A 21,652-nucleotide genomic window follows, 5' to 3' on the forward strand; every position below is an offset into this window, starting at 1 on the left:
AGCGCGCTCGTCGTGGACAACAGGGTTCAGCCCCCGAGCATTGCAGGAGCAGTCGCGGATGCCCGTCAGAGGCCAGAATTACGGTGAAACCCGCCCCGGTTACCCGGGCTCGCGCTCTTGCGCGCCTAGGGTGTCAGTGTGTGGCGACGAGAGGGCAGGTCTGCGGATGACGCGGTGGCGGAGGCCTCCGTGACCCTCGGCGATCTGCACGAGTCGAGCACCGGAGTCGATATCGCGCACGCCGCCGAGGCCGAGCGCACCCGTCTGCGCGCCGAGGCCGCCGATCTCGGCGGCCCGTCGCCGCTCGTCAGCTTCCGCGACGGACCCGAGTCCGGCATCGACATCTCGAAGGCACACCCCGGCAGCCTTCCCCAGTTCATCACCGGCAAGTCCACGCTCCTGTCGAATCTGTTCCGCGACGAGGTCGGGCTGCGCACCGCTCGACTCGCGGCGGAACGGATCACGGCCAAGAACACCGAGCTGCGCACGGTGCGGGGGATCGAGGCCGTGCATCTGGCGGTCGGCGTCGCCCGCTGGCGCATCGGAGGTGCGGGCTTCGCGGCGCCCGTCCTGCTGCGGCCGCTGGCGATCCGGCGCCACCACTCCGACTTCGAGCTCAAGCTCCAGGGTGCGTTCGAGGTGAACCCCGAACTGGTCCGCATCGCGCGCGACCACTTCGGCATCACCATCGACCCCGCCGCCCTCGCGGCCCTCGCCTACGACGGCGGCATCTTCAAGCCCCAGCCCGTGATCGACAGCCTCCGGGCGACGACGCGCTCCATCGACACGTTCTCCGTGGAGCCGAGGCTCGTCGTGTCCACGTTCGCCGACGTCTCAGCGGCGATGTCGCGCGACGGCGGCAGCCTCGACCACCTGGTGCTGAACGCGCTCAACGGTCACGTCGGCGACCGGGAGCAGGTCTCCGCACCGCGCGCCGCACCGCACCAGACCTCTCCGGACGACCGCGCCCCGGCATCCGACAATCTCCTCCTCGATGCGGATGCCGAGCAGGAGGCGGTGCTCGCGCGCATCGCCGCCGGGCACTCGCTCACGGTGGCGACGCTTCCGGGCACCGGAGGGACGCAGACGGTCATCAACGCGCTCGGCGAACTCGTGCGCGGGGGCAAGCGCGTGCTGGTCGTGTCGGCACGTCGTTCGACCCTCGACGGCGTGCGGCATCGGCTCGCCGGCATCGGACTCGACAGCCTCGCGATCTCGCCGGCGAGCGTGCGCCGCGACCTCGTCCGCGCGATCGGCCGCAACGAGAAGGCCGCAGCGCCCAAGGTGAGCGAGGTGGACGACGCGCTGGTGCGCCTGCGCACCGTGCTGCGCGACTACCGGCAGGCACTCACCTCGCCGATCCCCGGCACCGACGCGTCGGTGCTCGACGCGACTCGCCACCTCACGCGCCTCGCATCGCTTCCCGTCCCGCCGTCGACGACCGCGCGCCTGGGACCGGACGCCCTGCGCCGCCTGGCCGCCGACCGGACCGAGGCGGCCGCGTCGCTGGCCCAGGCCGCGCGACTCGGCGAGTTCCGCTTCGGCCCGGACGACTCGCCCTGGTACGGCGTCACCTTCGCCACCACCGAGGCTGCGCGCTCGGCCCACGAGCTCGCCGGACGTCTGCATTCGAGCAGCGTGCCGGCGCTCCTCGAGCGGGGCTACGAACTGATCGCCCAGACGCACATGCGGCCCTTCTCGACGATCGACGAGCTCGGCGAGTATCTGCGTCTGCTCCAGGGGATCCGGGATTCCCTCGATCGGTTCAGCCCGACCGTGTTCGAGCGTCCTCTCGGCGAGCTCATCCAGGCGCACGGCTCGCGTCGCGACGCACCCGGCTTGTCCGCTGCCAATCGCCGGCGGCTGCGTCGCCTCGCGAAGGAGTACGTCCGCCCGGGCGTGCACGTCACGGAGATGCACGAGGCTCTGCTGCGCATCCAGTCGCAGCGCACGCAGTGGCAGCGGTTCGTCGAGGCGGGCGTCGCACCGGAGGTGCCGCTGGGGCTCGGTGACGTCTCCGCCTCCTGGCAGCGTGTCGAGGCGGAGCTGGCAGAGCTGGACGCGGCGCTCGGCCGCCGCGAGCCGCTGGCGACGCTCCCGGTCGCGCGGCTGGTCCGCACGCTGGCCGGGCTCGCCGAGAAGTCCGACGTCTTCGACAACCTCGTGGAGCGCGCGCAGCTGCGCGATCGTCTCGCGCTGCTCGGGCTGGAGCCGCTGCTCGCCGAGCTCTCGGTGCGCCATGTCGCCGAGTCCCGGGTGGGTGACGAGCTCGAGTTCGCCTGGTGGCAGTCGCTCCTGGAGCGGGCGCTGCAGGACAACCGGGCGCTCCTCGGCGCGAACACCGCGGTCGTGGACCGGCTCGAACGCGACTTCCGTCTCGTCGACGAAGCGCACGCCGCCATGGCCGGCCCGCTGCTCGCCTGGCAGCTCGCGAACCAGTGGCGGATCGCCATCGTCGACGAGCCGCAGCAGTCGCAGCATCTCCGTCGCGCGCTGACGCAGCCCGCCACGACGACGGCCGAGGTCGTCAGCTCCGCGCCCGCGCTCATCGACGTGCTCGCCCCGGTGTGGATCTCCTCGCCGTATCTCGTTCCCGAGATCCCGGACTCGGTCGAGTTCGACACGGTGCTGCTGGTCGACGCCGCGGCGATCAACCTCACGGAGGCCGCACCGGCGATCCGTCGCGCGCGCCAGATCGTCGCGTTCGGCGATCCCGTGACGCAGCGGCCCACGCCCTTCCACATCGCCGTGGACCCCGTGGAATCCTGGGAGGCGGAGCTCCCGTTCGACGAGGTGTCCGTCTTCGAGCGCCTGTCCGAGCTCCTTCCCGTGATGACGCTCACGCGCAGCTACCGTGCGGGAGGCGAGGACCTCGCCGAGCTCATCAACGACGCCTTCTACGGCGGCGAGATCGTCTCCCTGCCGTGGGCCGGGTCGTACCTCGGTCGCGGCAGCCTGACGGTCGACTACGTCGAGGGCGGGACCGGTGCGCCGGATCCGGTGTCCGGCGCGGTCGAGAGTCCGGATGCCGAGGTGGCCAGGGTCGTGACCCTGGTCGTCGAGCATGCGATCCACCGACCGTCCGAATCCCTGATGGTGGTCACGGCCAGCACACGTCACGCGGAGCGCGTCCGCGCCGCCGTCACGTCCGCGTTCGCCGGCCGATCCGATGTCGCGGACTTCGTCGGCCGCGACACCGTCGAGCCCTTCGCGGTGCTGACGCTGGAGGAGTCCGTCGCCGAGAGCCGGGATCGGGTGATCTTCTCGCTCGGCTTCGGTCTCACCAAGCACGGTCGTGTGCTGAGCGACTTCGGCGACCTCTCGACTCCCGACGGCGAGCGACTGCTCACGGTCGGCATGACGCGCGCGCGTCGATCGATGGTGATCGTCTCGTCCATCCGCCCCTCCGCATTCGATGACGGCCGACTGGAGCACGGCGCTGCCACGCTGATGTCGATCCTCGGCGGGCTCGCCGCGCGGAGCAGGGACGCCCGGCTGGAAGACCTCGCCGACCCGCTCACCCTCGCCCTGGCGCGGGAATTGCGGCGGCTCGGGGCATCCGTCGACGTCGACTACCGCGGACTCCTTCCGCTGGTCGCGCAGCATGACGGCAAGGCCGTCGTGATCGAATCCGATCCGGAGTCCCGGGGCGACTCCCTTCGGGAGACGCTGCGGCTGCGACCGCACGTGCTGCGGCGCCTGGGCTGGCACTACGTGCGCGTGCACGCGTTCGATCTGTACAGCGACCCGGTCACCGCCGCGACACGTATCGCGGGGGTGCTCGGCATCTCCGAATCGGCGCCGCGCGCCGAGAACGACACGCAGCCGATCGATGTCGTCGACCGCGAGAATGACTGAGCAGCCCGAACCCGGTCCGGACGGTCAGCGCGTCGTGCGCGTCGCCGGATCGCGCAGGGCGAGACTCACGCCGGTGCCGGGCAGCGACCCCGCGCCCGAGTCCGGTCCCGAGACCGACGATGACGACGCGACCGCGGGACCTCGTGGCCCGAAAGGGCCGAACGACGACCGCCTGATGCAGGACGTGCCGCCGCACTACTGAGCGCCTGACGCGAAACCGCCGCCGCCCCGAGGGGACGACGGCGGCTCTCGCGAAGCGGGGGACTACGCGCGCTGGCTCTTGAGCAGGTCCCGGATCTCGACGAGGAGCTCGGCCTCGGTCGCGGCGGCCGGCTCGTCCTCCGGCTCCTCGGCCCCCGTGCCCTTGCGGGCTTCGACATGCGCCTTGAAGGTGTTCATCGGCAGGACGAACACGAAGTAGACGACCACGGCGACCGCGAGGAAGCTGATGATGGCCGAGATCAGGTCACCGAGCGGGAAGGTGACCGGGTTGCCGTAGATGTTCGTGAGCTTCGGTCCGAACTGGCCCGCCGCATCCGCCTCGAAGAACAGCGACACGAGCGGCGTGATGATGCTGGCCACCACGGCGTTGACGATGGCGGTGAACGCGGAGCCGATGACCACGGCGACGGCCAGGTCGATCACATTGCCGCGGAGGATGAAATCCTTGAAGCCTTTGAGCATGGGAACTCCCAACGGGTCGGGGCCTCAGGAAGAGGCTGGAGTCGACGCAGCGGCCGGTGCGGCGCTCGTCTTCGACTCCGACTTCGATGATGCCGAACCTTCACTCGATCCGCCCGATTTGGCGCGCGAGTCCGTGCGGTAGAACCCGGATCCGTTGAAGGTGACTCCGATGGACCCGTACTGTTTGCGCAGCGTGCCGCCGCACTCGGGGCATTCGGTGAGCGCGTTGTCGGAGAAGCTCTGGACGGCGTCGAACTGGTGTCCGCACGACGTGCAGGCATAGGCATAGGTGGGCATGGGGATCCTTGCAGGTCAGCGTCGCGTGGGCGACAGGTTCAGGGTCTGCGTCGGGGTCACGACGCCGTTCACCGGCTGGTCGTGCACCTCCCGCGGCAGGGAGTCGAGTATCTCGGAATCATAGATGACGGCGTAGACGGGCGGGCACTTCTCCATGGAGCCGATCGTCTTGTCGAAGTATCCGCGGCCCCAGCCCATCCGCATTCCCGAGCGATCGACGGCGGCAGCGGGGACGATCATGAGGTCGACGTCGTTGACGGCGATGGGGCCGAGCACCTCGCCCGTCGGCTCGGGCAGGCCGAACAGTCCCTCGGTCACCTGATCGTCGTCGGTGGCGACAGCCCAGTCGAGCAGGCCGTCGGCACGGGTGATCGGAAGCAGCACTCGGATGCCGCGGCGCACTGCCCTGTTCACGAACTCGCGGGTGCCGGGTTCGGTGGTGGTGGAGAGGAAGCAGGAGATCGATCGTGCGCCGAGCGCGTCGACCAGCGCATCGAGGCGCGCGCCGATCTCGGATGCCGCGGCGTCGCGCTGCGATTCGGAGAGGAGCTGGCGACGCTCACGCAGTTCGGCGCGGAGGGCGCGTTTGGCGTGTTCGACGTCGTTCGACATGGCTCTGAGTCTACGGCGGGGCTGACCGCTAGGCTGTCAGGATGGGTGAGCACAAGATCAAGGCCGTCATTCCCGCGGCAGGACTGGGGACGCGTTTCCTGCCTGCGACGAAGGCGATGCCGAAGGAGATGCTCCCTGTCGTCGACAAGCCGGCCATCCAGTACGTGGTGGAAGAGGCTGCAGACGCAGGGATCGATGACATTCTCGTCATCATCGGTCGCAACAAGAATGCGATCTCGAACCACTTCGACTCGGTCCCCGAGCTCGAGGTCAAGCTGTTGGAGAAGGGGGACGACGGTCGCCTCGCGAGCGTCGTGAAGTCGAGCGACCTCGCCGACATCCACTTCGTCCGCCAGGGGGAGCCCAAGGGTCTCGGACACGCCGTGCTGCGTGCACGCACCCACGTCGGCGACAGCTCGTTCGCCGTGCTCCTCGGGGACGACCTGATCGACGAGCGCGACCCGCTGCTGATCGACATGATCGCCGAGCACGAGCGCAGCGGTGCAGCGGTGATCGCGCTGATGGAGGTCGACCCCGCCAGCATCCACATGTACGGTGCCGCCGCCGTCGAGTCGATCGAGGGGTCGGAGAACGTTCGCGTGACCGGCCTCGTCGAGAAGCCCGCGCAGGAGGACGCCCCCTCGAACCTCGCCATCATCGGCCGCTACGTGCTGCCGGCATCCGTCTTCGAGATCCTCGAGCGCACCGAGCCGGGCAAGGGCGGCGAGATCCAGCTGACCGACGCTCTGCAGGAGATGGCAGCAGACCCGGATGGCCCCGGCGTGGTCGGCGTCATCTTCCGCGGACGTCGTTACGACACCGGCGACCGCGTGGACTACATCAAGGCGATCGTGCAGCTGGCGTCCGACCGCGACGACCTCGGCCCGGAACTGCGGCCCTGGCTCAAGGAGTTCGCGGAACGCCTCTAGGCGACTCTGCGGGCGTCGGGACGAGTCATGGATCTGGCGACGGGAATGCGGCACGGACCGATCGAGCTTCGGCTCGTGCGCACGAAGGACGCCCGTCCGCTGCAGCACGAGCTGCTCGCGAACCGATCGTGGTTGCAGCCGTGGGAGGCGACCGTCCCCTACGGTTCGGTGTCGTTCGACATGCGCCTCAGCATCCGTCGACTGCTGCAGCAGTACAAGGACGGTTCGGGCTACCCCTTCGTCATGGAGTACGAGGGCGAGGTCGCCGGACAGCTCAACGTCTGGGGCGTGGCCCGCGGCTCGCTGTGCTCGGCGACCATCGGCTACTGGGTGAGCGAGCGGTTCGCCGGTCGGGGGATCACTCCGACGGCCGTGGCTCTCGCGACCGATGCCTGCTTCACCGAGTACGGCCTGCACCGGATGGAGATCTGCATCCGCCCGGAGAACGCGGCGAGTCTGCGCGTGGTGCAGAAGCTCGGCTTCCGATATGAGGGGCTGCGCCGTCGCTACATCCACATAGACGGGGACTGGCGCGACCACTACGCGTTCTCGCTGACGCGCGAGGATGTGCCCCAGGGAGTGCTGGCCCGCTGGCTGAACGGGCAGGTGCCGCCGGATGCCGCGACGGTGCCGCCGTCCGATCGCATCGCCCTCTGAGACCTCGGTTCGCACGGGTTCCGGAACGGACTCGCCGCGACACGCGCCGCCTGCGCCGCGCAGCGCCCCTCAGCGCTTACCGTTGTCCCTATGGACGGGCCGGTGCTGAGTGGGGGAGTGATCGTCCTCGTCTCCGTGCTCCTGTGGATGCTCTATCTGCTGCCGTCATGGCGAGGCCGCTACCAGTACAACGCCTCCGAGCGGAACGCCGTCCGTCTGAATCAGGCGCTGCGCGTACTCGCCGAGACGAGTGAGACGCCCGGCGAGGTCCGCTTCGAGCTCAACGCGCGGACCGCGCTGGCGCAGCAGAAGCTGGCGAAGCGCGTGCAGTCCGAGCGCGAGTCGGCCGAGCTCGAGTCCCTGCGCCAGGAACTCGCGGCGACCCGTGCCGACCCGGTGATCCGCCGCGCGCGGGCCCGTCGTCGGGTGCGAGTCGTGGCCACGAGCGCGCTCCTGCTCGGCCTGGCCGTCGCCGGTCTCGGCGTCTGGCAGATCCTGGCCACCGGCGCGCAGACCCTGGCGTGGATCGGCGGGGCGCTGATCGTGATCGCCGGCGTGATGCTGCAGCGGATGGCATCCGTGGCGCAGCGCGCCGCTCGTCGGCCGCAGGTCGTCGCCGAACCCGCCCGTGAGCGCACTGCACCAGCGCTGCACGACCAGGGGCGCGCGACTTGGACTCCGCGCCCGTTGCCGGAGCCGCTGGTCACCGTCGCCGGGTCGCGAGCTCAGGCGGCGCGTGCAGAGATCGAGGCCCAGGAAGCGCGTCGCAAGGCGGCGCGGGTCGCCGCTCTCCGCGAGCGTGCGGAGCAGATGTCCCCGGACGCTCCCGTGCAGCTTCCCGCAGCATCGTCGCCGTACGCGAAGATGGGCTTCGTCGACGATGCCGAGATCGAGGCGCACGTCCGAGAGCTCCTCTCGCGACGCGCTGCCGGCTGAGCATCGCGCGACGCGATGGGCTCCGACGGCGTGATAACGTAGAACCCGTTCACGGGCCTATGGCGCAGTTGGTAGCGCGCCTCGTTCGCATCGAGGAGGTCAGGGGTTCGAATCCCCTTAGGTCCACCGTGAAGACGGCCGATCGGACATGAGAGATCATGACTGATCGGCCGTTCTTGTTTCTGCTGCGCTCTGGGTTCGGCGTCCGCTCTCTCCCTGTTCGCGGGCGACGGACCAGGACTGCGAAAGTGCGCTCGATCACCGCTTGAGCGGTCCCCGCAACGCGCGGAGGGCGTAGAGGATCGTGGCCAGGTCGACGAATTCCTGAGTGACAGCACCGACGACGGCCGGGATGATCCCGGTCATGGCGACGATCATGAGGACGAGACTCAGCGCGATGCCGATCCAGATCGCTGTCAGTGCGACTCGCAGCGTGTGGCGGCTGATCGCTACCGCGTCGACGACGCTTGCCAGTGAATCCACGAGGATCACGACATCGGCGGCGTCGCCGGCGGCGGTCGCCCCCTTGGCTCCCATGGCGACACCGATGTCGGACGCGGCCAGGACGGGTGCGTCATTGACACCGTCGCCGACCATCATCATCGGTCGAGGTTCGAGTTCCCTGGCGAGGCGCACCTTCTCCGGAGGCAGCAGCTCAGCGCGAACCTGGGTGATCCCGACGCGCTGCCCGACGGCTTCGGCGGTCGATCGCACGTCGCCGGTGAGCATGATGATCCGATCGATATCGTGGGTGCGCAGCCACGAGACGACGTCCGCTGCTTCCGGACGTACGTCGTCGGCGAGTACGAGCACGCCGGCGAACCGTCCGTCCACTGCCATGTAGGCCGCGGCCTCGCCGACATGAAGCAGGGCCCGAGTGGTACCGGGGGCGAGGTCGGCGACGAATGCGGGCTTGCCGACGACCACGGTACGCCCATCGATCGTTGCCACGACGCCGTTGGTGGCTTCCTCGCGAGCATCGGTGACAGCCCGCAGGAGGAGGCCCCTGCTCTCTGCAGCACGCCGGATCCCGTCGGCGAGAACGTGCGAGGAGTATTGCTCCGCGGAGGCGGCAAGCTGCAGGATCTCGTCGGCCCCGAACCCTTCGGACGGGCGGATGTCGATAACCTCGGGGCGGCCCTGAGTGAGTGTCCCTGTTTTGTCGAAGGCAGCAGAGCGCACCCGGGCGATCTGCTCGATCACGGCGCCGCCTTTCATGATCACTCCGGCCTTCGCTGCCCGGGAGAGACCGCCGAGGAACGCGACCGGTGCCGCGATCAGGAGTGGGCATGGCGTGGCCAGCACGAGGACCTCAGCGAACCGTGTGGAGTCCCCGGAGATCGCCCATGCGGTTCCGGCCAGGATCAGCGCGACGGCGGTGAACGGTATGGCGAAGCGGTCAGCCAATCGGACGACGGGAGAACGGGAGTCTTCCGCGGCCCGCACGAGTGCGACGATCTGTTGGTACTGGCTGTCGGCGCTGGAGCGCTCCGCACGGATTCTTGCCGCCCGGTTCCCGTTGATCGATCCCGACAGCACTTCCTGGCCGGCTTCGCGAGCGACAGGCATGCTCTCGCCCGTCAGCGAGGACTGGTCGAAGGAGCCGGTGTCGGTGAGGAGGGAGCCGTCGACGGGGACGATCTCGGATGGGCGGACGAGAAGCACGTCTCCGACGACGACGTCATCCACGGGGACGTCCTCGACCTCAGCGCCATTCGGGTCCTCAGCGTGCAAGAGCACGTGCGCGACACGGGGCGACCTGTCGAGCAGGGCGGACAGGTCGCGCTTGGCACGTCTGCCGGCGAAGTCCTCCAGCGCCTCGCCGCCGGCGAGCATCAGCACGATGATGAGCGAGGCGATGTACTCGCCGACCGCGAGCGTGGCGATCATGGCCACAAGGGCCAGGATGTCGAGTCCGACGTGTCCGCGAATCACGTCGCGGATCATGACGTTCATCGTCCAGGCGATGAACCCTCCGACGTAGATCGTCGCCACCCACCGCCCTGCGTTCTGCGTGCCGACGGCATGCAGCGCCAAGACCCCGATGAAGACGATGATCGTGATCGCGATGACGGGGTACCTCCGGAGCAGAGAGATCAAGAAGTCGCTTCCTGGTCCGCGTCCTCATTGGTCTTCCGTGTGTGCACGATCAGCACCGGGCAATGCGCGTGCTCGGCGCAAGCCGCACTGACGGAGCCCAACAGGAGTCCCACGAATCCACCGTGGCCTCGACTGCCGAGCACGAGCATCGCGCACGTATCGCTCAGTCCGATGAGCGTGCGCGCTGCTGCTCCAGGGAGGACAGCACGGGTGAGTCCGTCAGGTGGCGTCTTGCCGAAAGCCTCCTCGATCGCGGCGTCGAGGGTCTCTCCGGCGTACTTCTCCGGCGTCCAGTCGATGGCCAGATAGGGATCGATCGGTGGTGCTGTCCATGTCGTGACGACGTGCAGCGGAGCATCGAGTGCGTTGGCCATCCGCGCGGCGTAGCGAAGAGCCGAGATGGAGGTTTCAGATCCGTCCACGCCGACGACGATACGATCTGTGACTGCTTTTTCCATAGGTCCACGGTGTCCTGCTGAGGCCGCAGCGACCGGGACGAAGGTCATACGAGCATCGGTACAGCATGATCACGCTGAAGGCGCGTCCCTCCGCCGCCGATACGGAGGAGCGCATCCGCAAGGCGCTTGTCCGCAATGCCCAGTACGTGCGAACCTCGACGTTCTCAGGACGATGGTCCAGTCACGAGATCGAACACTCGGCCCTGGACGCTGGTGGGAGTGATCCGCACCCAACGGTCCTTCTCTTCCGGGGCCCAGGGATGCACCCCCAGGCGTTCCGCGTCTCGCACCTCAGCATCCCGGTCGAACTCCTCCGCGATGCCCTTGACGACCACGCTGAAGGCCTCACGATCATCGTGCCCGTCGATCTCGAACGCGACCGAGTTGCGGATCGTCAACTCCACGAGCTTCCTGCCCGCCGACGTGCGGAAGACGATGGAGTGCCCGTCCGTCCGGTGATTGACCGGGAAGATGTCGATCTCACCGGCTGCGCTGGATGCGATCCGTCCATAGGGCGCCCGCGACAGAAGGCCCCAGCACTCATCCTCGGTCAGCTGTCGAGAAGGCTGGCGTTCCGTCTCGGTCATGATGGCTCCCGTTCTCGAGACTTCGGTGTCGTGCAGACATCGTGGGCCCGCTTCGTTGGTGCAGCCAGGGTCGAAGGTCCCGCCATCGCGATCCCGACCGGCGGGACCTAGGGCACTGGCAGGGTGTCGACTCAGAGCAAGACTGCAGCAATGGACGAACTATCCGCTGGGATCGCCGATGACCGCTCCGTCGACTTCCTGGCTACACATCCGTGGCCGCTACGTGGTGCGAGGCCCGTCACCGAGACGGCGCTTCATGCCGTGAACGCGTGGTGGCGCGCAGCGAACTATCTCTCAGTCGGGCAGATCTACTTGCTCGACAATCCGCTCCTCCGAGAACCCCTCACTCCGGACCACATCAAACCGCGACTGCTCGGACACTGGGGAACCACCCCTGGCCTCAACTTCGTCTACGCGCACCTCAATCGCGTCATCCGAGAGCGATCTCTCCATGCGATCTACATCGCGGGCCCCGGGCACGGCGGTCCCGGCATGGTCGCGAACGCCTACCTGGATGGGACGTACAGCGAGATCTACGACTCCATCGATCGCTCGGAGGACGGCGTGCGGCGACTGTTCCGCCAGTTCTCCTTCCCTGGGGGCATACCGAGCCACGTCGCACCGGAGACCCCCGGGTCGATCCACGAAGGCGGTGAGCTCGGCTATTCCCTCTCTCATGCCTACGGCGCCGCGTTCGACAATCCCGACCTCCTCGTCGCCACGGTCGTCGGTGACGGAGAAGCCGAGACCGGCCCGCTGGCGACCGGGTGGCACGGGAACAAGTTCGTCAATCCGCGGCAGGACGGGGTGGTTCTGCCGATCCTGCATCTCAACGGGTACAAGATCGCCAACCCCACGCTTCTCGCTCGGATACCCGAGACGGAACTGCTCGAGCTCATGCGCGGGTACGGCCACACCCCGTACCTCGTCTCCGGTGGGTTCGACGGAGAGGATCCGATGGACGTGCATCGACGCTTCGCCGTGGTCATCGACGAAGTCCTGGATCACATCGCGCGAATCAAGGCGGATGCAGACTCCGGCGCTCTGCGCGGGCGACCGGCGTGGCCGATGATCATCCTGCGCACGCCGAAAGGGTGGACGTGTCCGAGAGAGATCGACGGCCACCCGGCGGAGGACAACTGGCGATCGCATCAGGTGCCGCTGCGCGATGCGCGCGACACCGAGGCGCACACAAGGCTGCTCGAATCGTGGATGCGGTCCTACGGTCCGGATGAGCTCTTCGATGAGAACGGCGCCGTCGCCGAATCGGTCTCAGCACTGGCCCCCGACGGGGACCTCAGGATGAGCGCCAATCCGGTAGCGAACGGCGGCCTGCTGAGGAAGGATCTGCGACTCCCGGACTTCCGCGACTACGCGGTCGACGTCCCAGAGCCGGGCGCGACTGTGAGCGAGGCGACCCGTGTGCTCGGAGGCTGGCTTCGCGATGTGATCGAGGCCAACCCGCACGACTTCCGCATCTTCGGCCCCGACGAGACAGCATCCAACCGCCTCGATGCCGTCTTCGAAGTGACGGACAAGCAATGGAACGCCGAGTCGCTGCCGATGGACGACGACAACCATCTGGCGCGCACCGGCAGGGTCGTCGAGATGCTCAGCGAACATCAGTGCCAGGGCTGGCTGGAGGGATACCTGTTGACCGGCCGCCACGGCCTCCTCAACTCGTACGAGGCGTTCATCCACATCGTGGACTCGATGTTCAATCAGCATGCGAAGTGGCTGAAGACGAGCCGGGGTATACCGTGGCGGCGGCCGATCTCCTCGCTGAACTACCTGCTCAGCTCTCACGTCTGGCGGCAGGATCACAACGGGCTGTCCCACCAGGACCCCGGGTTCATCGACCACGTCGTGAACAAGAAAGCCGATGTGGTCCGGGTGTATCTGCCCTTCGATGCGAACACCCTGCTGTCGACGTACGACCATTGTCTGCGTTCTCGCGACTATGTGAACGTCGTCGTCGCGGGGAAGCAGCCGGCGCCGAACTGGCTCGATATGGATGCCGCGATCGAGCACTGCACCCGCGGTTTGGGCCTCCTGGACTGGGCAGGGACCGAACGGCCAGGGGAGGAACCTGATGTCGTCCTCGCGGCGGCGGGCGACGTCCCGACGTTGGAGGTGCTCGCCGCAGCATCCATCCTGCGGAGCCGGATATCGGAATTGAAGGTGCGCGTTGTCAACGTCGTCGACCTCATGCGGCTGCAGACGCAGGACAAGCACCCGCACGGCCTGGACGATCAGGAATATGACGCGATCTTCACCGCCGACAAGCCTGTCGTCTTCGCCTACCACGGCTACCCGTGGCTCATTCATCGTCTGACCTATCGCCGCCACGGCCACGCCCATCTCCACGTGCGCGGATACATCGAGGAAGGCACCACGACCACACCGTTCGACATGGTGATGATGAACGACATCGACCGGTTCCACCTGGTGATGGACGTGATCGACCGAGTTCCTGGTCTCGGAGCCCGGGAGGCGGGCTTGCGACAGGAAATGCAGGATTCACGGGTACGCGCACGGGCGTATACGCGGCTCCATGGCGAGGACGCGCCCGAGATCAGGAACTGGGCCTGGACGGGGCCCGCTGATGGGGTCGATCACCGACCGAACGAGTGATCGGCCGGGCGATTCGCCCGCTCGGTCTGGAGGACTGCCGCCTGCGTGCGTCGTTCGAGTCCCAGCTTGCTCAGGAGGGAGGACACGTAGTTCTTCACCGTCTTCTCCGCCAGGCCGAGTCGCTCGCCGATCTGCCGATTCGACAGCCCCTCGGCGATGAGGGTGAGTATCTGCTTCTCGCGCAGACTCAACGCGCCGAAACGCGGGTCGTCTTCCTCAGCTCGACTGACACTGCGCGTGACATGTCGCACCATCGATGGTTTCAGCAATCTCTGGCCTTCCGCGACGGCGCGGACCGCTGCCACGAGTTCACCGGTGCGCAGCGTCTTCACCAGGTAGCCTGCCGCGTCCCCCATCACGGCCGCGAAAACCGCATCGTCATCGTCGAAGGCGCTGAGTATCAGACATTGCACTTTCGGATGCGCCTGCCGGATCTGACGGCACAGATCGATGCCGCTGCCGTCGGGGAGATGCACGTCGAGCACGACGACGTCCGGCAGGGTCGCAGCGACACGCGCGGCCGCTTCGCGCACAGTCGCCGCCTCGCCGATCACGGTGAGATCCGGTTGTGCATCCAAGAGGTCGGCGACACCGCGCCGAACCACTTCGTGGTCGTCGACGAGGAAGATCCGGAACACTCCACCACCGTCTCTCTCGCTGCTCGTGCGTGGGCCTCAGCGTACCCCTCGAATCGCACGAAGCCTCGGGACCTTCGACCCTGTCCACACCGGTGCCCGGCTGTTGACTGGGGTCGTTCTTGAAAGGCCCGCCCCGAGACTCAGGAGACGGATGATGGTGAACGACGACCCCGCCCCTTCCTACCGTGACACGTCGGCCGCTGCGCCGGCGGCGGCAGCAGTCGGTGTTGAGGAGATCGGCACGGCAGCGTGCTGGCGGCTGATCGAGGCGAGTTCATTGGGTCGTCTTGCTGTCCAGAACGTCGACGGCCACCCCGACGTGTTTCCGCTCAACTATCTCGTTCACGAGGGAAGCCTGTACGTGAGGTCAGCGCCGGGCGCCAAGCTGCGAAGCCTCGTCGCTCACCCCGAAGTGGCCTTCGAGGTTGACGGGATCACCGATGCATTCCATTGGAGCGTCGTGATCAGGGGGAGGGCGACAAGGATGAACACGGACGCTGCCATCGCAGCATCCGGGGTTCTCCAGCTCATCTCGAGCAGCCCCACCGCGAAGCACAACTATCTGCGGCTCGTCCCCGACACGGTCACCGGCCGCCGATTCGCTGTCGGCAGTTCCGCTCCGGCGAGAGCGGACGATGCTCGTGCGACACCGGAGCGGGAGATCGTGACGGAGGAACACGTCACGCCGCGGGGCCGTACGCCGCATCGGACGGCGGACAAGCCGCAGCCGATTCCACACCTCCGGCCGTGGACAGGCGGCTGAACCGTCGCCGCATGATCACCCGGAGGGCTTAGAGGTCAGCCGCCTGTAGCGGGGCTCGGTCGGATGCCAGGTGTGGGGCCAGGCAGGAGGCGGAGGGCGGCGCCGAAGGGGGAGGTGGAAGGGGCGACGCGTCGGGGGCGTCGCTCCTTTCACGAGGTTCGCAGGCGCTCGTCGAGAACAGGCGCATGCACGACGAGGACGGGGCAGTGCGCATGGGCGGCACAGGCGGCGCTCACCGAACCGAGCAGTAGTCTCCGGAACCCGCCGCAACCACGGCTGCCGACGACCAGCATGGTCGCGCGATCGCTCTGTTCGAGTAGCACCCGAGCGGCTGGACCGGGGAGGGTGGACGCGCGGAAACCATCGGGAGGATGCCCTTGAAAGGCTTCGCGAACGGCGTCGTCGAGAAGGCGCTGCGCCTCCTCTTCGGATGACCAGTCGGAACCGGGGTCCAGCGGATCGAGCATCACCGGGTACGTCCAGGTGGTGATCGCCTGGAGTGGCGCGCCGACGGCGCGGGCGATCGTCGCGGCCAGCGCGAGTGCCTCCACGGACGCTGCGGAGCCGTCGACGCCCACAATGACGGGCTGGGGTCGGGCGATCTCGATCATGCTGTTGGACGGACGACGAGGACCGGGGCATTGATGTTCACGAGCACGTCGTGGGTCACCGCTCCGAGAGCGTGACCGGCTCCTCGCGGATGCCCCGCTCCGATCACGAGGAGCGATGCATTCCGGGAGGCGTCGAGCAGAGCCTCTGCGGGAGGGCGCTCGCTGGCTCGGATTCGGAGCCTCGCGTTCGGTGCTCTCTCGACGGCCATGGCGGCGGCGCGATCGAGAACGGGTCCTCCGATCTCGATGGGCGCCGGGACGAGGCCCTCGCCGGATGAATGTATCAACTGGAGGGTTTCCTCTCGGGCATTCGCCTCGTCGGCGGCGGCGTGAACAATCGCCGGCAAGACCTCGTCGTCTTTCACTCCGGCGACGATTCCCCTTCGGAAACGCAGATCGACCCGCGGGATCACGGCAACGCCGCACCTGGCCTCCGCAGCGATCTGAAGGCTCAATGTGCCGAAGACCCGGCTGCGGATGAACCCGGTCTTGCCCGTGCCGATGACGAGAATGTCCTCGTCGCGCACGAAATCCGCGAGAGCTTCGGGGACGGCGCCGCTCAGGAACACGACGTCGCTCGGCGTGTCCGCGCTCGAGCGGGCAGTACCCGGCTCCGGTGCTCCGACGTGCACCCGGACGACACGTGAGCCAGAGAGGGAAGCATGGGCAGCCGCCCACGCCTCGGCAGCGTCAACCGGATCGGTGCCCCCGACACCGACGACGAATCGTCCACTCATGCTGAGCCGCCCCTCCTCGTCGGTAACCGGAGTCAATGGTCGAACGGGGGGAGCGACCCGCGACAGAGTCGAAGGTCCCCTCACCCACGAACACGAGTAGTGTCGTCCTCATCGGCAGCCGGGAAGGCGGTTCGATGAACAAGAAGGATCTCGAGTTCCCCGACCGGCGGCGCTCGGAGCTGGAGAACACGATCGGGGAGCTACTCGATCGCGCCCATCTCGTCCTCGCCTCGCAAGAGCGGTTGAGGAGCCTGCTCCGTGCCAACCAGGCCGTGGTCGAGGATCTGGAACTCGAGCAGGTGCTTCGTCACATCGCGGAAGCGGCTGTCACCCTGGTCGATGCCCAATACGGTGCGCTCGGCGTCATCGATCGGGAGGGACGCCTCGAACAGTTCATCCACGTCGGGATGCCGGCGGCTCTGGCCGAGGAGATCGGACACCTTCCCGAAGGGCATGGCATCCTCGGGGCCGTCATCGAGAGCGCGCACCCGATCCGCCTCGACGATCTCGGTGGTGATCCGCGTTCGGTCGGTTTCCCAGCCCACCACCCGCCTATGGGCACCTTCCTCGGGGTGCCGATTCGTGTGCACGGCGAGATCTACGGCAACCTGTACCTCACCAACCGCGCAGGGGGGAGCTTCACCGACGAGGACGAGGAGCTGGTCCTCGCCCTCGCATCGACCGCGGCGATCGCGATCGACAATGCGCGCCGCTTCGAGGAGTCCCTTCGGCTGCAACGGCTGAGCAGCGCACTGGCCGAGATCACCGCAGCCCTCCTGTCCCCGGATGCCGGAGAGGTATTCGGCGTTCTCGCCGAGCGCGTCGCATCGCTCGTGGAGGCGGACCTGGTCTGCATCGTCGTCCCCGATCCTCTTACGGGGAGATACCTTGTCGACACGGCGCGGGGGATGGGCGCTGGATCCCTGGAAGGCTCCGAAGTGTCCGGTGACAATGCGGTGATCTCCCAAGCGATGGAAAGTGGGGGTGCAGTAGCCTCCGACGGGCCGACGGGTGCGCTTTCCACCGACCCTCAGTTCGCCGTCGGTTCGACGGTCGCTGTTCCTCTGGTCGTAGCGGGCACTCCCGCCGGAGCTCTCTATGTGACGCGTGATGCGAACGGCAGTCGGTTCTCACCCGAGGATCTTTCGACGCTGGCAGAGTTCGCCGCCCAGGCAGGGCTCGCGCTCGCTCTCGCGCAAGCACGCACCGATCGTCAACGGCTGGATCTGATCGAGGAGCGGGCCCGGATCGCCCGAGACCTTCACGACAACGTCATCCAGCGGCTCTTCGGCACCGGTCTCGGTCTGCAGGCGCTCGCCGCGAAGATCCCCGCTCACGCTGCGACGATCGCCGCACAGGTCGGTGAGATAGATGCCGCGATCGCGGACTTCCGCACAGCGATCTTCACTCTTCAGACATCCGACCCGGGGTCGGTCCGCCACCGCGTGCTCGATGTGGCGAACGAGATCACGCCGCGCCTCGCCAGCTCACCCCGGATCACCTTCGCGGGTCCCGTCGACCTTCTCGTGACGGGCGAACTCGCCGACGACGTCGTCGCCGTGGTGCGGGAATCGCTCAGCAACGTCGCGCGTCATGCGAGAGCGACGGCCACGGAGGTCAGCCTCTCCGTGTCTTCCTCGCACATCACGATCGTCGTGGACGATGACGGGATCGGGATGCCCGCGCGTCCCTCACGCACGAGCGGCACGGCGAACCTCGCCACTCGCGCGCGCACGCATGGCGGCGCCTGCAACATCGAGCCGCGAAGCACGGGCGGGACACGGGTGCGATGGCACGTCCCCCTCGAATCGGCTCAGGCCGCGGAGTAGATCCAGCCGAACGCGATGGGACGTTCGACCCTGCGTCCGAAACGGTGACGGGAAACGATGTGTGACATCGCGGGAACCACATCGCCGCACAAGGAGCATCATGAACGACACCAGTTTCGTCATCCGCCCACCGCTTTCCGTCGGTCCGGCCGACCTGCAGCTTCCGCCCACGCAGCCGATCGACCTCACCGATCTGATCCCGGCGGAGGCGGGGCGGTGACCACCGACCATCCGCAAGAACCGGGTCCGACGGTGACCATCGTGTTCGAATCGCTGTTCGGCAGCACGCGGCAGGTGGCAGAGGCCATCGCGGACGGAATCCGGGAGACCACCCCCGTGTCGGTGATGTCCGTTGTCGATGCACCCGCCCTCACTGACTGCGACGTCCTGGTCGTCGGCGCGCCGACGCACGCGCATTCGCTGAGTCGGCCTGCATCCCGGACGGAAGCCGAAAGCTGGGCACGCGACCCGGCGAAACATCTGCGGTTCGAAGGGGACAGCCGCGCCACCGGAGTGAGGGAGTGGATCGACCGCTGCCCGTCCCCGCGGATCGGCTACGTCGCGTTCGACACCCGCGTCGACATGCCGCGGATCTTCACCGGCTCGGCAGCTTCCGCGATCGCGAAGCGGCTGAGAAAGCACGACCTACGCGAGGTCGTCCCCTCGGAGAGCTTTCTCGTCGACAAGGACAGTCATCTGCTGCCGGCGGAGATCGACCGTGCACGTCGCTGGGGGCGCGCGATCGCAAGCGCCGTAGCGGCGTCGGCGCGTCCGGAGACTTCGATGAAGCGATGACCGCGAGCGGGAGGCGGCAGTCGCACGTTGTCTCGCCGGCGTTCTGACCCATGGAGTCGTCGCGGAAGGACCTTCGACCCGTTGGCTGGTGCCCACCCGCGAAAGACTTCCGTCGTACGAATCCCGTCAAGGAGGAATGATGCGAGCAGCAGTTGTCACAGAATTCGGTTCGCCGGCGCACGTCGAGGAGCGCCCGATCCCGCAGCCCGGTCCCGGACAAGTTCTGGTCCGCCTCGAGACGTGCGGGCTGTGCCACACCGATATCCATGCCATGCACGGAGACTGGCCGGTGAAGCCGAGTCTTCCTCTGGTTCCCGGGCACGAAGGCGTGGGGATCATCGAGCAGCTCGGAGACGGGGTGACGAACCGCACGATCGGGCAGCGGGTCGCGATGCCGTGGCTCGGACACGCGTGCGGCGAGTGTCGGTTCTGCATCGACGGCCGCGAGAACCTCTGCGAGCAGCAGTACAACAACGGCTACGCCGTGGACGGCGGATTCGGCGAGTACATGCTGGCCGACTCGCGTTTCGCCACCCCGGTTCCCGACGGCGTCACCGCACTCGACGCCGCACCCCTCACCTGCGCGGGAGTCACGACGTACGCAGCGATCAAGAACGCGCGCGTCACCCCAGGAGAAACCGTCGTGATCTTCGGTGTCGGGGGACTCGGACACCTCGCCGTGCAGTACGCCCGCCTCGTGGGGGCGAAAGTCATCGCGGTGGATGTCACGGACGAGAAGCTGGAGCTGGCATCCGAGCTCGGCGCGGATCACGTCGTCAACGCGCGCAACGTGGATCCGATCGAGCAGATCCGGAGTCTCGGAGGAGCGGACGTGGCCGTGGTTCTCGCCGTCGCACCCACCGTCTTCGATCAGGCATTCACTTCACTGAATCGGGGAGGTCGACTGGTTCTCGTCTCCCTGCCCGCCGGCGGCGAGCTGACCGTGCCGATCTTCGACACCGTGCTCAAGGGCATCAGCATCATCGGCTCCATCGTCGGTACCCGGCAGGACCTCGCCGAAGTCTTCGCCCTGCATGCCGCCGGACGCACCAGGGTCGTCACGGAGACGCGCGAACTGCAGCAGGTGAACTCGTCCGTCGACGAGGTGCTCGCCGGTACGGTGCCCGCTCGACTCGTGTTCCAGTACCACACGGCGGACGTCGTGCCGTTCTCAGCGTCAGCACTCGCCGCCCGGTGAGGCGTGAGTAGTGGCGCTGAGCTGAGTGTTTGGCACAGGCGTGCAGCAGGTCCACCGAACAGAAAGCCCCCGGCACCCGCCGGGGGCTTTCTTCTTCCTCCGGGGCTCAGCCCCAGAAGAGGTCCTCTGCATCCTGGTCCTCGCTGATCAGCCAGATCTCCGCGATCCGATCGCCCTCGACGCGGAACACGTCGACGCCGTGCTGGTCGAGATCTGCAGCACCTTCGCGCCGGGCCGTGAACCGCACGGTCGTGGCGACGAGCTGACCGCTCTCCGTCGCGGACTCGGTCTCGAGCGCGAAGGTTCCGCCGCTCAGCTCCATGAATGCACCCAGATGCGCAAGGACCGCGTCCGGCCCCACGTGATCGCCCGAGCGCTGGTTGGCGCCCGGCTGATGCCACACCACGTCATCCGCGAGTGTCGCGACCAGCGCATCCATGTCTCCCGCCGCGATTGCGGCTCCGTACTGTCCCACCACGTCGATCGCCGACATGTTCGTCCTCCGCTTCTGCTCGGTACCCTGAGATTCCACCGTGTCGAGGCGGGCATGGTTACTTCAACGTCACCAGGAGGAGCGCCGGATGACAACCGAGTGGACGGTGTTCTCCGCCCAGTGCCCATCGCGTCGTTCGCTGGCTCGCATTGCGAACAAGTGGACGGCGATGATCGTCGTTCTGCTCCATGAGCGCCCCCGACGCTTCGGGGAGCTTCACCGGGACGTGGACGGGATCACCAAGAAGGTCCTGGCCGACACCCTCCGCGCACTGGAGCGCGACGGGATGGTCGAGCGCGTCGCTCATGCCGACGGTTATGCCCGCTATCGGCTCACGGCGCTCGGCCACACTCTGCATGAGCCGCTCAGAGCCCTTCAGGTCTGGGCGGAGTCTCACGTCGAGGACGTGATCGACGCACAGGATCGCTACGACGCCGCTGTCGACGACCAGACCCTGGCGCCCTGAGGCAGACGCCCCGGGGGAGCACCCTGACGCGGGAATCAGTGCGACACGCCCGGCGGTCAGGCTGGATTTGCCCGATCCCCGGGATCCGCGTAACTTATTACTTGTTCGCCCCAAACGGTTGAGCGGAGGTCCTCGGACCGGCTCCCGTCAAGCATCGAACACCTCCCGAATCCCGAACCTCTTCACGAGTGCTCAGGATGAAGGAACTGCCTCGTGCCCACGAGCAGGTCGCCGGAAGGCGATTTGACACCGGGAACGAGATCAGTAAGATAGAGAAGTTGCCCTTCGGGCCTGGCTGTGATGGCTGGGTCGTGGGAGCATCCGATCCTTGAGAACTCAACAGCGTGCACTTGTCAAATGCCAAATTATC

At 67.5% G+C, this 21,652-nt stretch carries 22 protein-coding genes and 1 tRNA gene; 13 read left to right on the forward strand and 10 right to left on the reverse strand.

The genetic code is table 11. The features are described 5' to 3' along the window. Nucleotides 1-174 precede the first annotated feature (174 nt). Entirely contained in the window at nt 175-3,858 is a 3,684-nt protein-coding gene (locus ABD648_RS18720) for an AAA family ATPase (RefSeq protein ID WP_282216440.1), read from the forward strand. Continuing rightward, entirely contained in the window at nt 3,851-4,060 is a 210-nt protein-coding gene (locus ABD648_RS18725; protein ID WP_282216441.1) for a hypothetical protein, read from the forward strand. Before ABD648_RS18720 ends, ABD648_RS18725 begins: the two co-directional genes overlap by 8 nt. A gap of 62 nt (nt 4,061-4,122) precedes the next feature. On the opposite strand, the gene mscL is transcribed toward ABD648_RS18725, so the two are convergent. Genes mscL through ABD648_RS18740 form a run of 3 tightly spaced genes read right to left on the reverse strand, consistent with a single transcriptional unit; the run spans nt 4,123 to nt 5,451 of the window. Then, nucleotides 4,123-4,542 (reverse strand): large conductance mechanosensitive channel protein MscL, encoded by a 420-nt coding sequence (mscL, locus tag ABD648_RS18730; protein ID WP_282216442.1) that lies wholly within the window; start codon nt 4,540-4,542, stop codon nt 4,123-4,125. A gap of 24 nt (nt 4,543-4,566) precedes the next feature. Beyond that, nucleotides 4,567-4,839, reverse strand: coding sequence for an FmdB family zinc ribbon protein (locus ABD648_RS18735; protein ID WP_282216443.1), 273 nt, complete (start codon nt 4,837-4,839; stop codon nt 4,567-4,569). A 15-nt stretch (nt 4,840-4,854) separates the two neighbouring features. Next, nucleotides 4,855-5,451, reverse strand: a complete 597-nt coding sequence (locus ABD648_RS18740) for a 5-formyltetrahydrofolate cyclo-ligase (protein WP_282216444.1) — start codon at nt 5,449-5,451, stop codon at nt 4,855-4,857. Between the two features lie 41 nt (nt 5,452-5,492). Between ABD648_RS18740 and galU the strand changes: the two genes are divergently transcribed. From galU to ABD648_RS18760, 4 genes are all read left to right on the forward strand, one after another. Beyond that, nucleotides 5,493-6,380: a UTP--glucose-1-phosphate uridylyltransferase GalU gene (gene galU / locus ABD648_RS18745; RefSeq protein WP_282216445.1), complete on the forward strand. Its 888-nt coding sequence runs from the start codon at nt 5,493-5,495 to the stop codon at nt 6,378-6,380. A 45-nt stretch (nt 6,381-6,425) separates the two neighbouring features. Further along, entirely contained in the window at nt 6,426-7,037 is a 612-nt protein-coding gene (locus ABD648_RS18750; RefSeq protein ID WP_282217452.1) for a GNAT family N-acetyltransferase, read from the forward strand. Between the two features lie 90 nt (nt 7,038-7,127). Next, nucleotides 7,128-7,973 (forward strand): hypothetical protein, encoded by an 846-nt coding sequence (locus ABD648_RS18755; RefSeq protein ID WP_282216446.1) that lies wholly within the window; start codon nt 7,128-7,130, stop codon nt 7,971-7,973. A 53-nt stretch (nt 7,974-8,026) separates the two neighbouring features. After that, nucleotides 8,027-8,099, forward strand: a tRNA-Ala gene (locus tag ABD648_RS18760). A 132-nt stretch (nt 8,100-8,231) separates the two neighbouring features. Here ABD648_RS18760 and ABD648_RS18765 read toward each other — a convergent pair. The 3 genes from ABD648_RS18765 to ABD648_RS18775 form a co-directional block, all read right to left on the reverse strand. Then, on the reverse strand, nt 8,232-10,073 hold the full coding sequence (locus ABD648_RS18765) for a heavy metal translocating P-type ATPase (RefSeq protein ID WP_282216447.1): 1,842 nt from the start codon (nt 10,071-10,073) through the stop codon (nt 8,232-8,234). Further along, a complete protein-coding gene (locus tag ABD648_RS18770) occupies nt 10,070-10,579 on the reverse strand; it encodes a universal stress protein (RefSeq protein WP_282216448.1) in 510 nt (169 codons plus the stop codon). Before ABD648_RS18770 ends, ABD648_RS18765 begins: the two co-directional genes overlap by 4 nt. A 116-nt stretch (nt 10,580-10,695) precedes the next feature. Next, nucleotides 10,696-11,118, reverse strand: coding sequence for a pyridoxamine 5'-phosphate oxidase family protein (locus tag ABD648_RS18775; RefSeq protein WP_282216449.1), 423 nt, complete (start codon nt 11,116-11,118; stop codon nt 10,696-10,698). A gap of 150 nt (nt 11,119-11,268) precedes the next feature. Here ABD648_RS18775 and ABD648_RS18780 point away from each other — a divergent pair, with 150 nt between their 5' ends. Further along, entirely contained in the window at nt 11,269-13,752 is a 2,484-nt protein-coding gene (locus ABD648_RS18780) for a phosphoketolase family protein (RefSeq protein WP_282216450.1), read from the forward strand. On the opposite strand, the gene ABD648_RS18785 is transcribed toward ABD648_RS18780, so the two are convergent. Then, entirely contained in the window at nt 13,734-14,390 is a 657-nt protein-coding gene (locus ABD648_RS18785; protein ID WP_282216451.1) for a response regulator, read from the reverse strand. The genes ABD648_RS18780 and ABD648_RS18785 overlap by 19 nt on opposite strands. Before the next feature lie 151 nt (nt 14,391-14,541). Here ABD648_RS18785 and ABD648_RS18790 point away from each other — a divergent pair, with 151 nt between their 5' ends. Continuing rightward, the gene (locus tag ABD648_RS18790; RefSeq protein ID WP_344709727.1) at nt 14,542-15,153 is read left to right on the forward strand and encodes a pyridoxamine 5'-phosphate oxidase family protein; all 612 of its coding nucleotides are present in this window, start codon (nt 14,542-14,544) and stop codon (nt 15,151-15,153) included. A gap of 149 nt (nt 15,154-15,302) precedes the next feature. Here ABD648_RS18790 and ABD648_RS18795 read toward each other — a convergent pair whose 3' ends face one another. Together ABD648_RS18795 and ABD648_RS20240 are read right to left on the reverse strand one after the other, a co-directional pair. Next, nucleotides 15,303-15,764 carry a universal stress protein gene (locus ABD648_RS18795; RefSeq protein WP_282216453.1) on the reverse strand — a complete coding sequence of 154 codons (462 nt, stop codon included), beginning with the start codon at nt 15,762-15,764 and terminating at the stop codon, nt 15,303-15,305. Next, entirely contained in the window at nt 15,761-16,129 is a 369-nt protein-coding gene (locus tag ABD648_RS20240; protein ID WP_425561734.1) for a universal stress protein, read from the reverse strand. Before ABD648_RS20240 ends, ABD648_RS18795 begins: the two co-directional genes overlap by 4 nt. Here ABD648_RS20240 and ABD648_RS18800 point away from each other — a divergent pair. The 4 genes from ABD648_RS18800 (at nt 16,043) to ABD648_RS18815 (ending at nt 20,323) form a co-directional block, all read left to right on the forward strand. Further along, complete coding sequence (locus tag ABD648_RS18800; RefSeq protein ID WP_344709731.1) at nt 16,043-16,411, forward strand: hypothetical protein; 369 nt, start codon at nt 16,043-16,045, stop codon at nt 16,409-16,411. The two genes, ABD648_RS20240 and ABD648_RS18800, sit on opposite strands and share 87 nt — an antisense overlap. Nucleotides 16,412-16,635: 224 nt before the next feature. Further along, entirely contained in the window at nt 16,636-18,330 is a 1,695-nt protein-coding gene (locus ABD648_RS18805) for a GAF domain-containing sensor histidine kinase (protein ID WP_344709733.1), read from the forward strand. Nucleotides 18,331-18,546: 216 nt separating this feature from the next. Further along, complete coding sequence (locus ABD648_RS18810; RefSeq protein ID WP_282216456.1) at nt 18,547-19,125, forward strand: flavodoxin family protein; 579 nt, start codon at nt 18,547-18,549, stop codon at nt 19,123-19,125. A 139-nt stretch (nt 19,126-19,264) separates the two neighbouring features. Beyond that, nucleotides 19,265-20,323 carry a zinc-dependent alcohol dehydrogenase gene (locus tag ABD648_RS18815; protein WP_282216457.1) on the forward strand — a complete coding sequence of 353 codons (1,059 nt, stop codon included), beginning with the start codon at nt 19,265-19,267 and terminating at the stop codon, nt 20,321-20,323. Between the two features lie 106 nt (nt 20,324-20,429). Here the strand turns inward: ABD648_RS18815 and ABD648_RS18820 are convergent, their stop codons facing one another. Next, nucleotides 20,430-20,816 (reverse strand): nuclear transport factor 2 family protein, encoded by a 387-nt coding sequence (locus ABD648_RS18820; RefSeq protein WP_282216458.1) that lies wholly within the window; start codon nt 20,814-20,816, stop codon nt 20,430-20,432. Between the two features lie 88 nt (nt 20,817-20,904). On the opposite strand from ABD648_RS18820, the gene ABD648_RS18825 reads away from it, so the two are divergent. Then, nucleotides 20,905-21,282: a winged helix-turn-helix transcriptional regulator gene (locus ABD648_RS18825; RefSeq protein WP_282216459.1), complete on the forward strand. Its 378-nt coding sequence runs from the start codon at nt 20,905-20,907 to the stop codon at nt 21,280-21,282. The last annotated feature ends 370 nt before the right edge of the window (nt 21,283-21,652 follow it).

The sequence above is a fragment of the Microbacterium luteolum genome (assembly GCF_039533965.1).
Taxonomy (GTDB): Bacteria; Actinomycetota; Actinomycetes; order Actinomycetales; family Microbacteriaceae; genus Microbacterium; species Microbacterium luteolum.

Coding starts and splice junctions, on each gene's coding strand:
- ABD648_RS18735 (WP_282216443.1), bottom strand. CDS start 4,839: ATGCCCACCTATGCCTATGCCTGCACGTCGTGCGGACACCAGTTCGAC.
- ABD648_RS18775 (WP_282216449.1), bottom strand. CDS start 11,118: ATGACCGAGACGGAACGCCAGCCTTCTCGACAGCTGACCGAGGATGAG.
- ABD648_RS18725 (WP_282216441.1), top strand. CDS start 3,851: ATGACTGAGCAGCCCGAACCCGGTCCGGACGGTCAGCGCGTCGTGCGC.
- ABD648_RS18805 (WP_344709733.1), top strand. CDS start 16,636: ATGAACAAGAAGGATCTCGAGTTCCCCGACCGGCGGCGCTCGGAGCTG.
- mscL (WP_282216442.1), bottom strand. CDS start 4,542: ATGCTCAAAGGCTTCAAGGATTTCATCCTCCGCGGCAATGTGATCGAC.
- ABD648_RS18825 (WP_282216459.1), top strand. CDS start 20,905: ATGACAACCGAGTGGACGGTGTTCTCCGCCCAGTGCCCATCGCGTCGT.
- ABD648_RS18770 (WP_282216448.1), bottom strand. CDS start 10,579: ATGACCTTCGTCCCGGTCGCTGCGGCCTCAGCAGGACACCGTGGACCT.
- ABD648_RS18780 (WP_282216450.1), top strand. CDS start 11,269: ATGGACGAACTATCCGCTGGGATCGCCGATGACCGCTCCGTCGACTTC.
- ABD648_RS18795 (WP_282216453.1), bottom strand. CDS start 15,764: ATGATCGAGATCGCCCGACCCCAGCCCGTCATTGTGGGCGTCGACGGC.
- ABD648_RS18820 (WP_282216458.1), bottom strand. CDS start 20,816: ATGTCGGCGATCGACGTGGTGGGACAGTACGGAGCCGCAATCGCGGCG.
- galU (WP_282216445.1), top strand. CDS start 5,493: ATGGGTGAGCACAAGATCAAGGCCGTCATTCCCGCGGCAGGACTGGGG.
- ABD648_RS18755 (WP_282216446.1), top strand. CDS start 7,128: ATGGACGGGCCGGTGCTGAGTGGGGGAGTGATCGTCCTCGTCTCCGTG.
- ABD648_RS18790 (WP_344709727.1), top strand. CDS start 14,542: ATGATGGTGAACGACGACCCCGCCCCTTCCTACCGTGACACGTCGGCC.
- ABD648_RS18740 (WP_282216444.1), bottom strand. CDS start 5,451: ATGTCGAACGACGTCGAACACGCCAAACGCGCCCTCCGCGCCGAACTG.
- ABD648_RS18800 (WP_344709731.1), top strand. CDS start 16,043: ATGTATCAACTGGAGGGTTTCCTCTCGGGCATTCGCCTCGTCGGCGGC.
- ABD648_RS18815 (WP_282216457.1), top strand. CDS start 19,265: ATGCGAGCAGCAGTTGTCACAGAATTCGGTTCGCCGGCGCACGTCGAG.
- ABD648_RS18750 (WP_282217452.1), top strand. CDS start 6,426: ATGCGGCACGGACCGATCGAGCTTCGGCTCGTGCGCACGAAGGACGCC.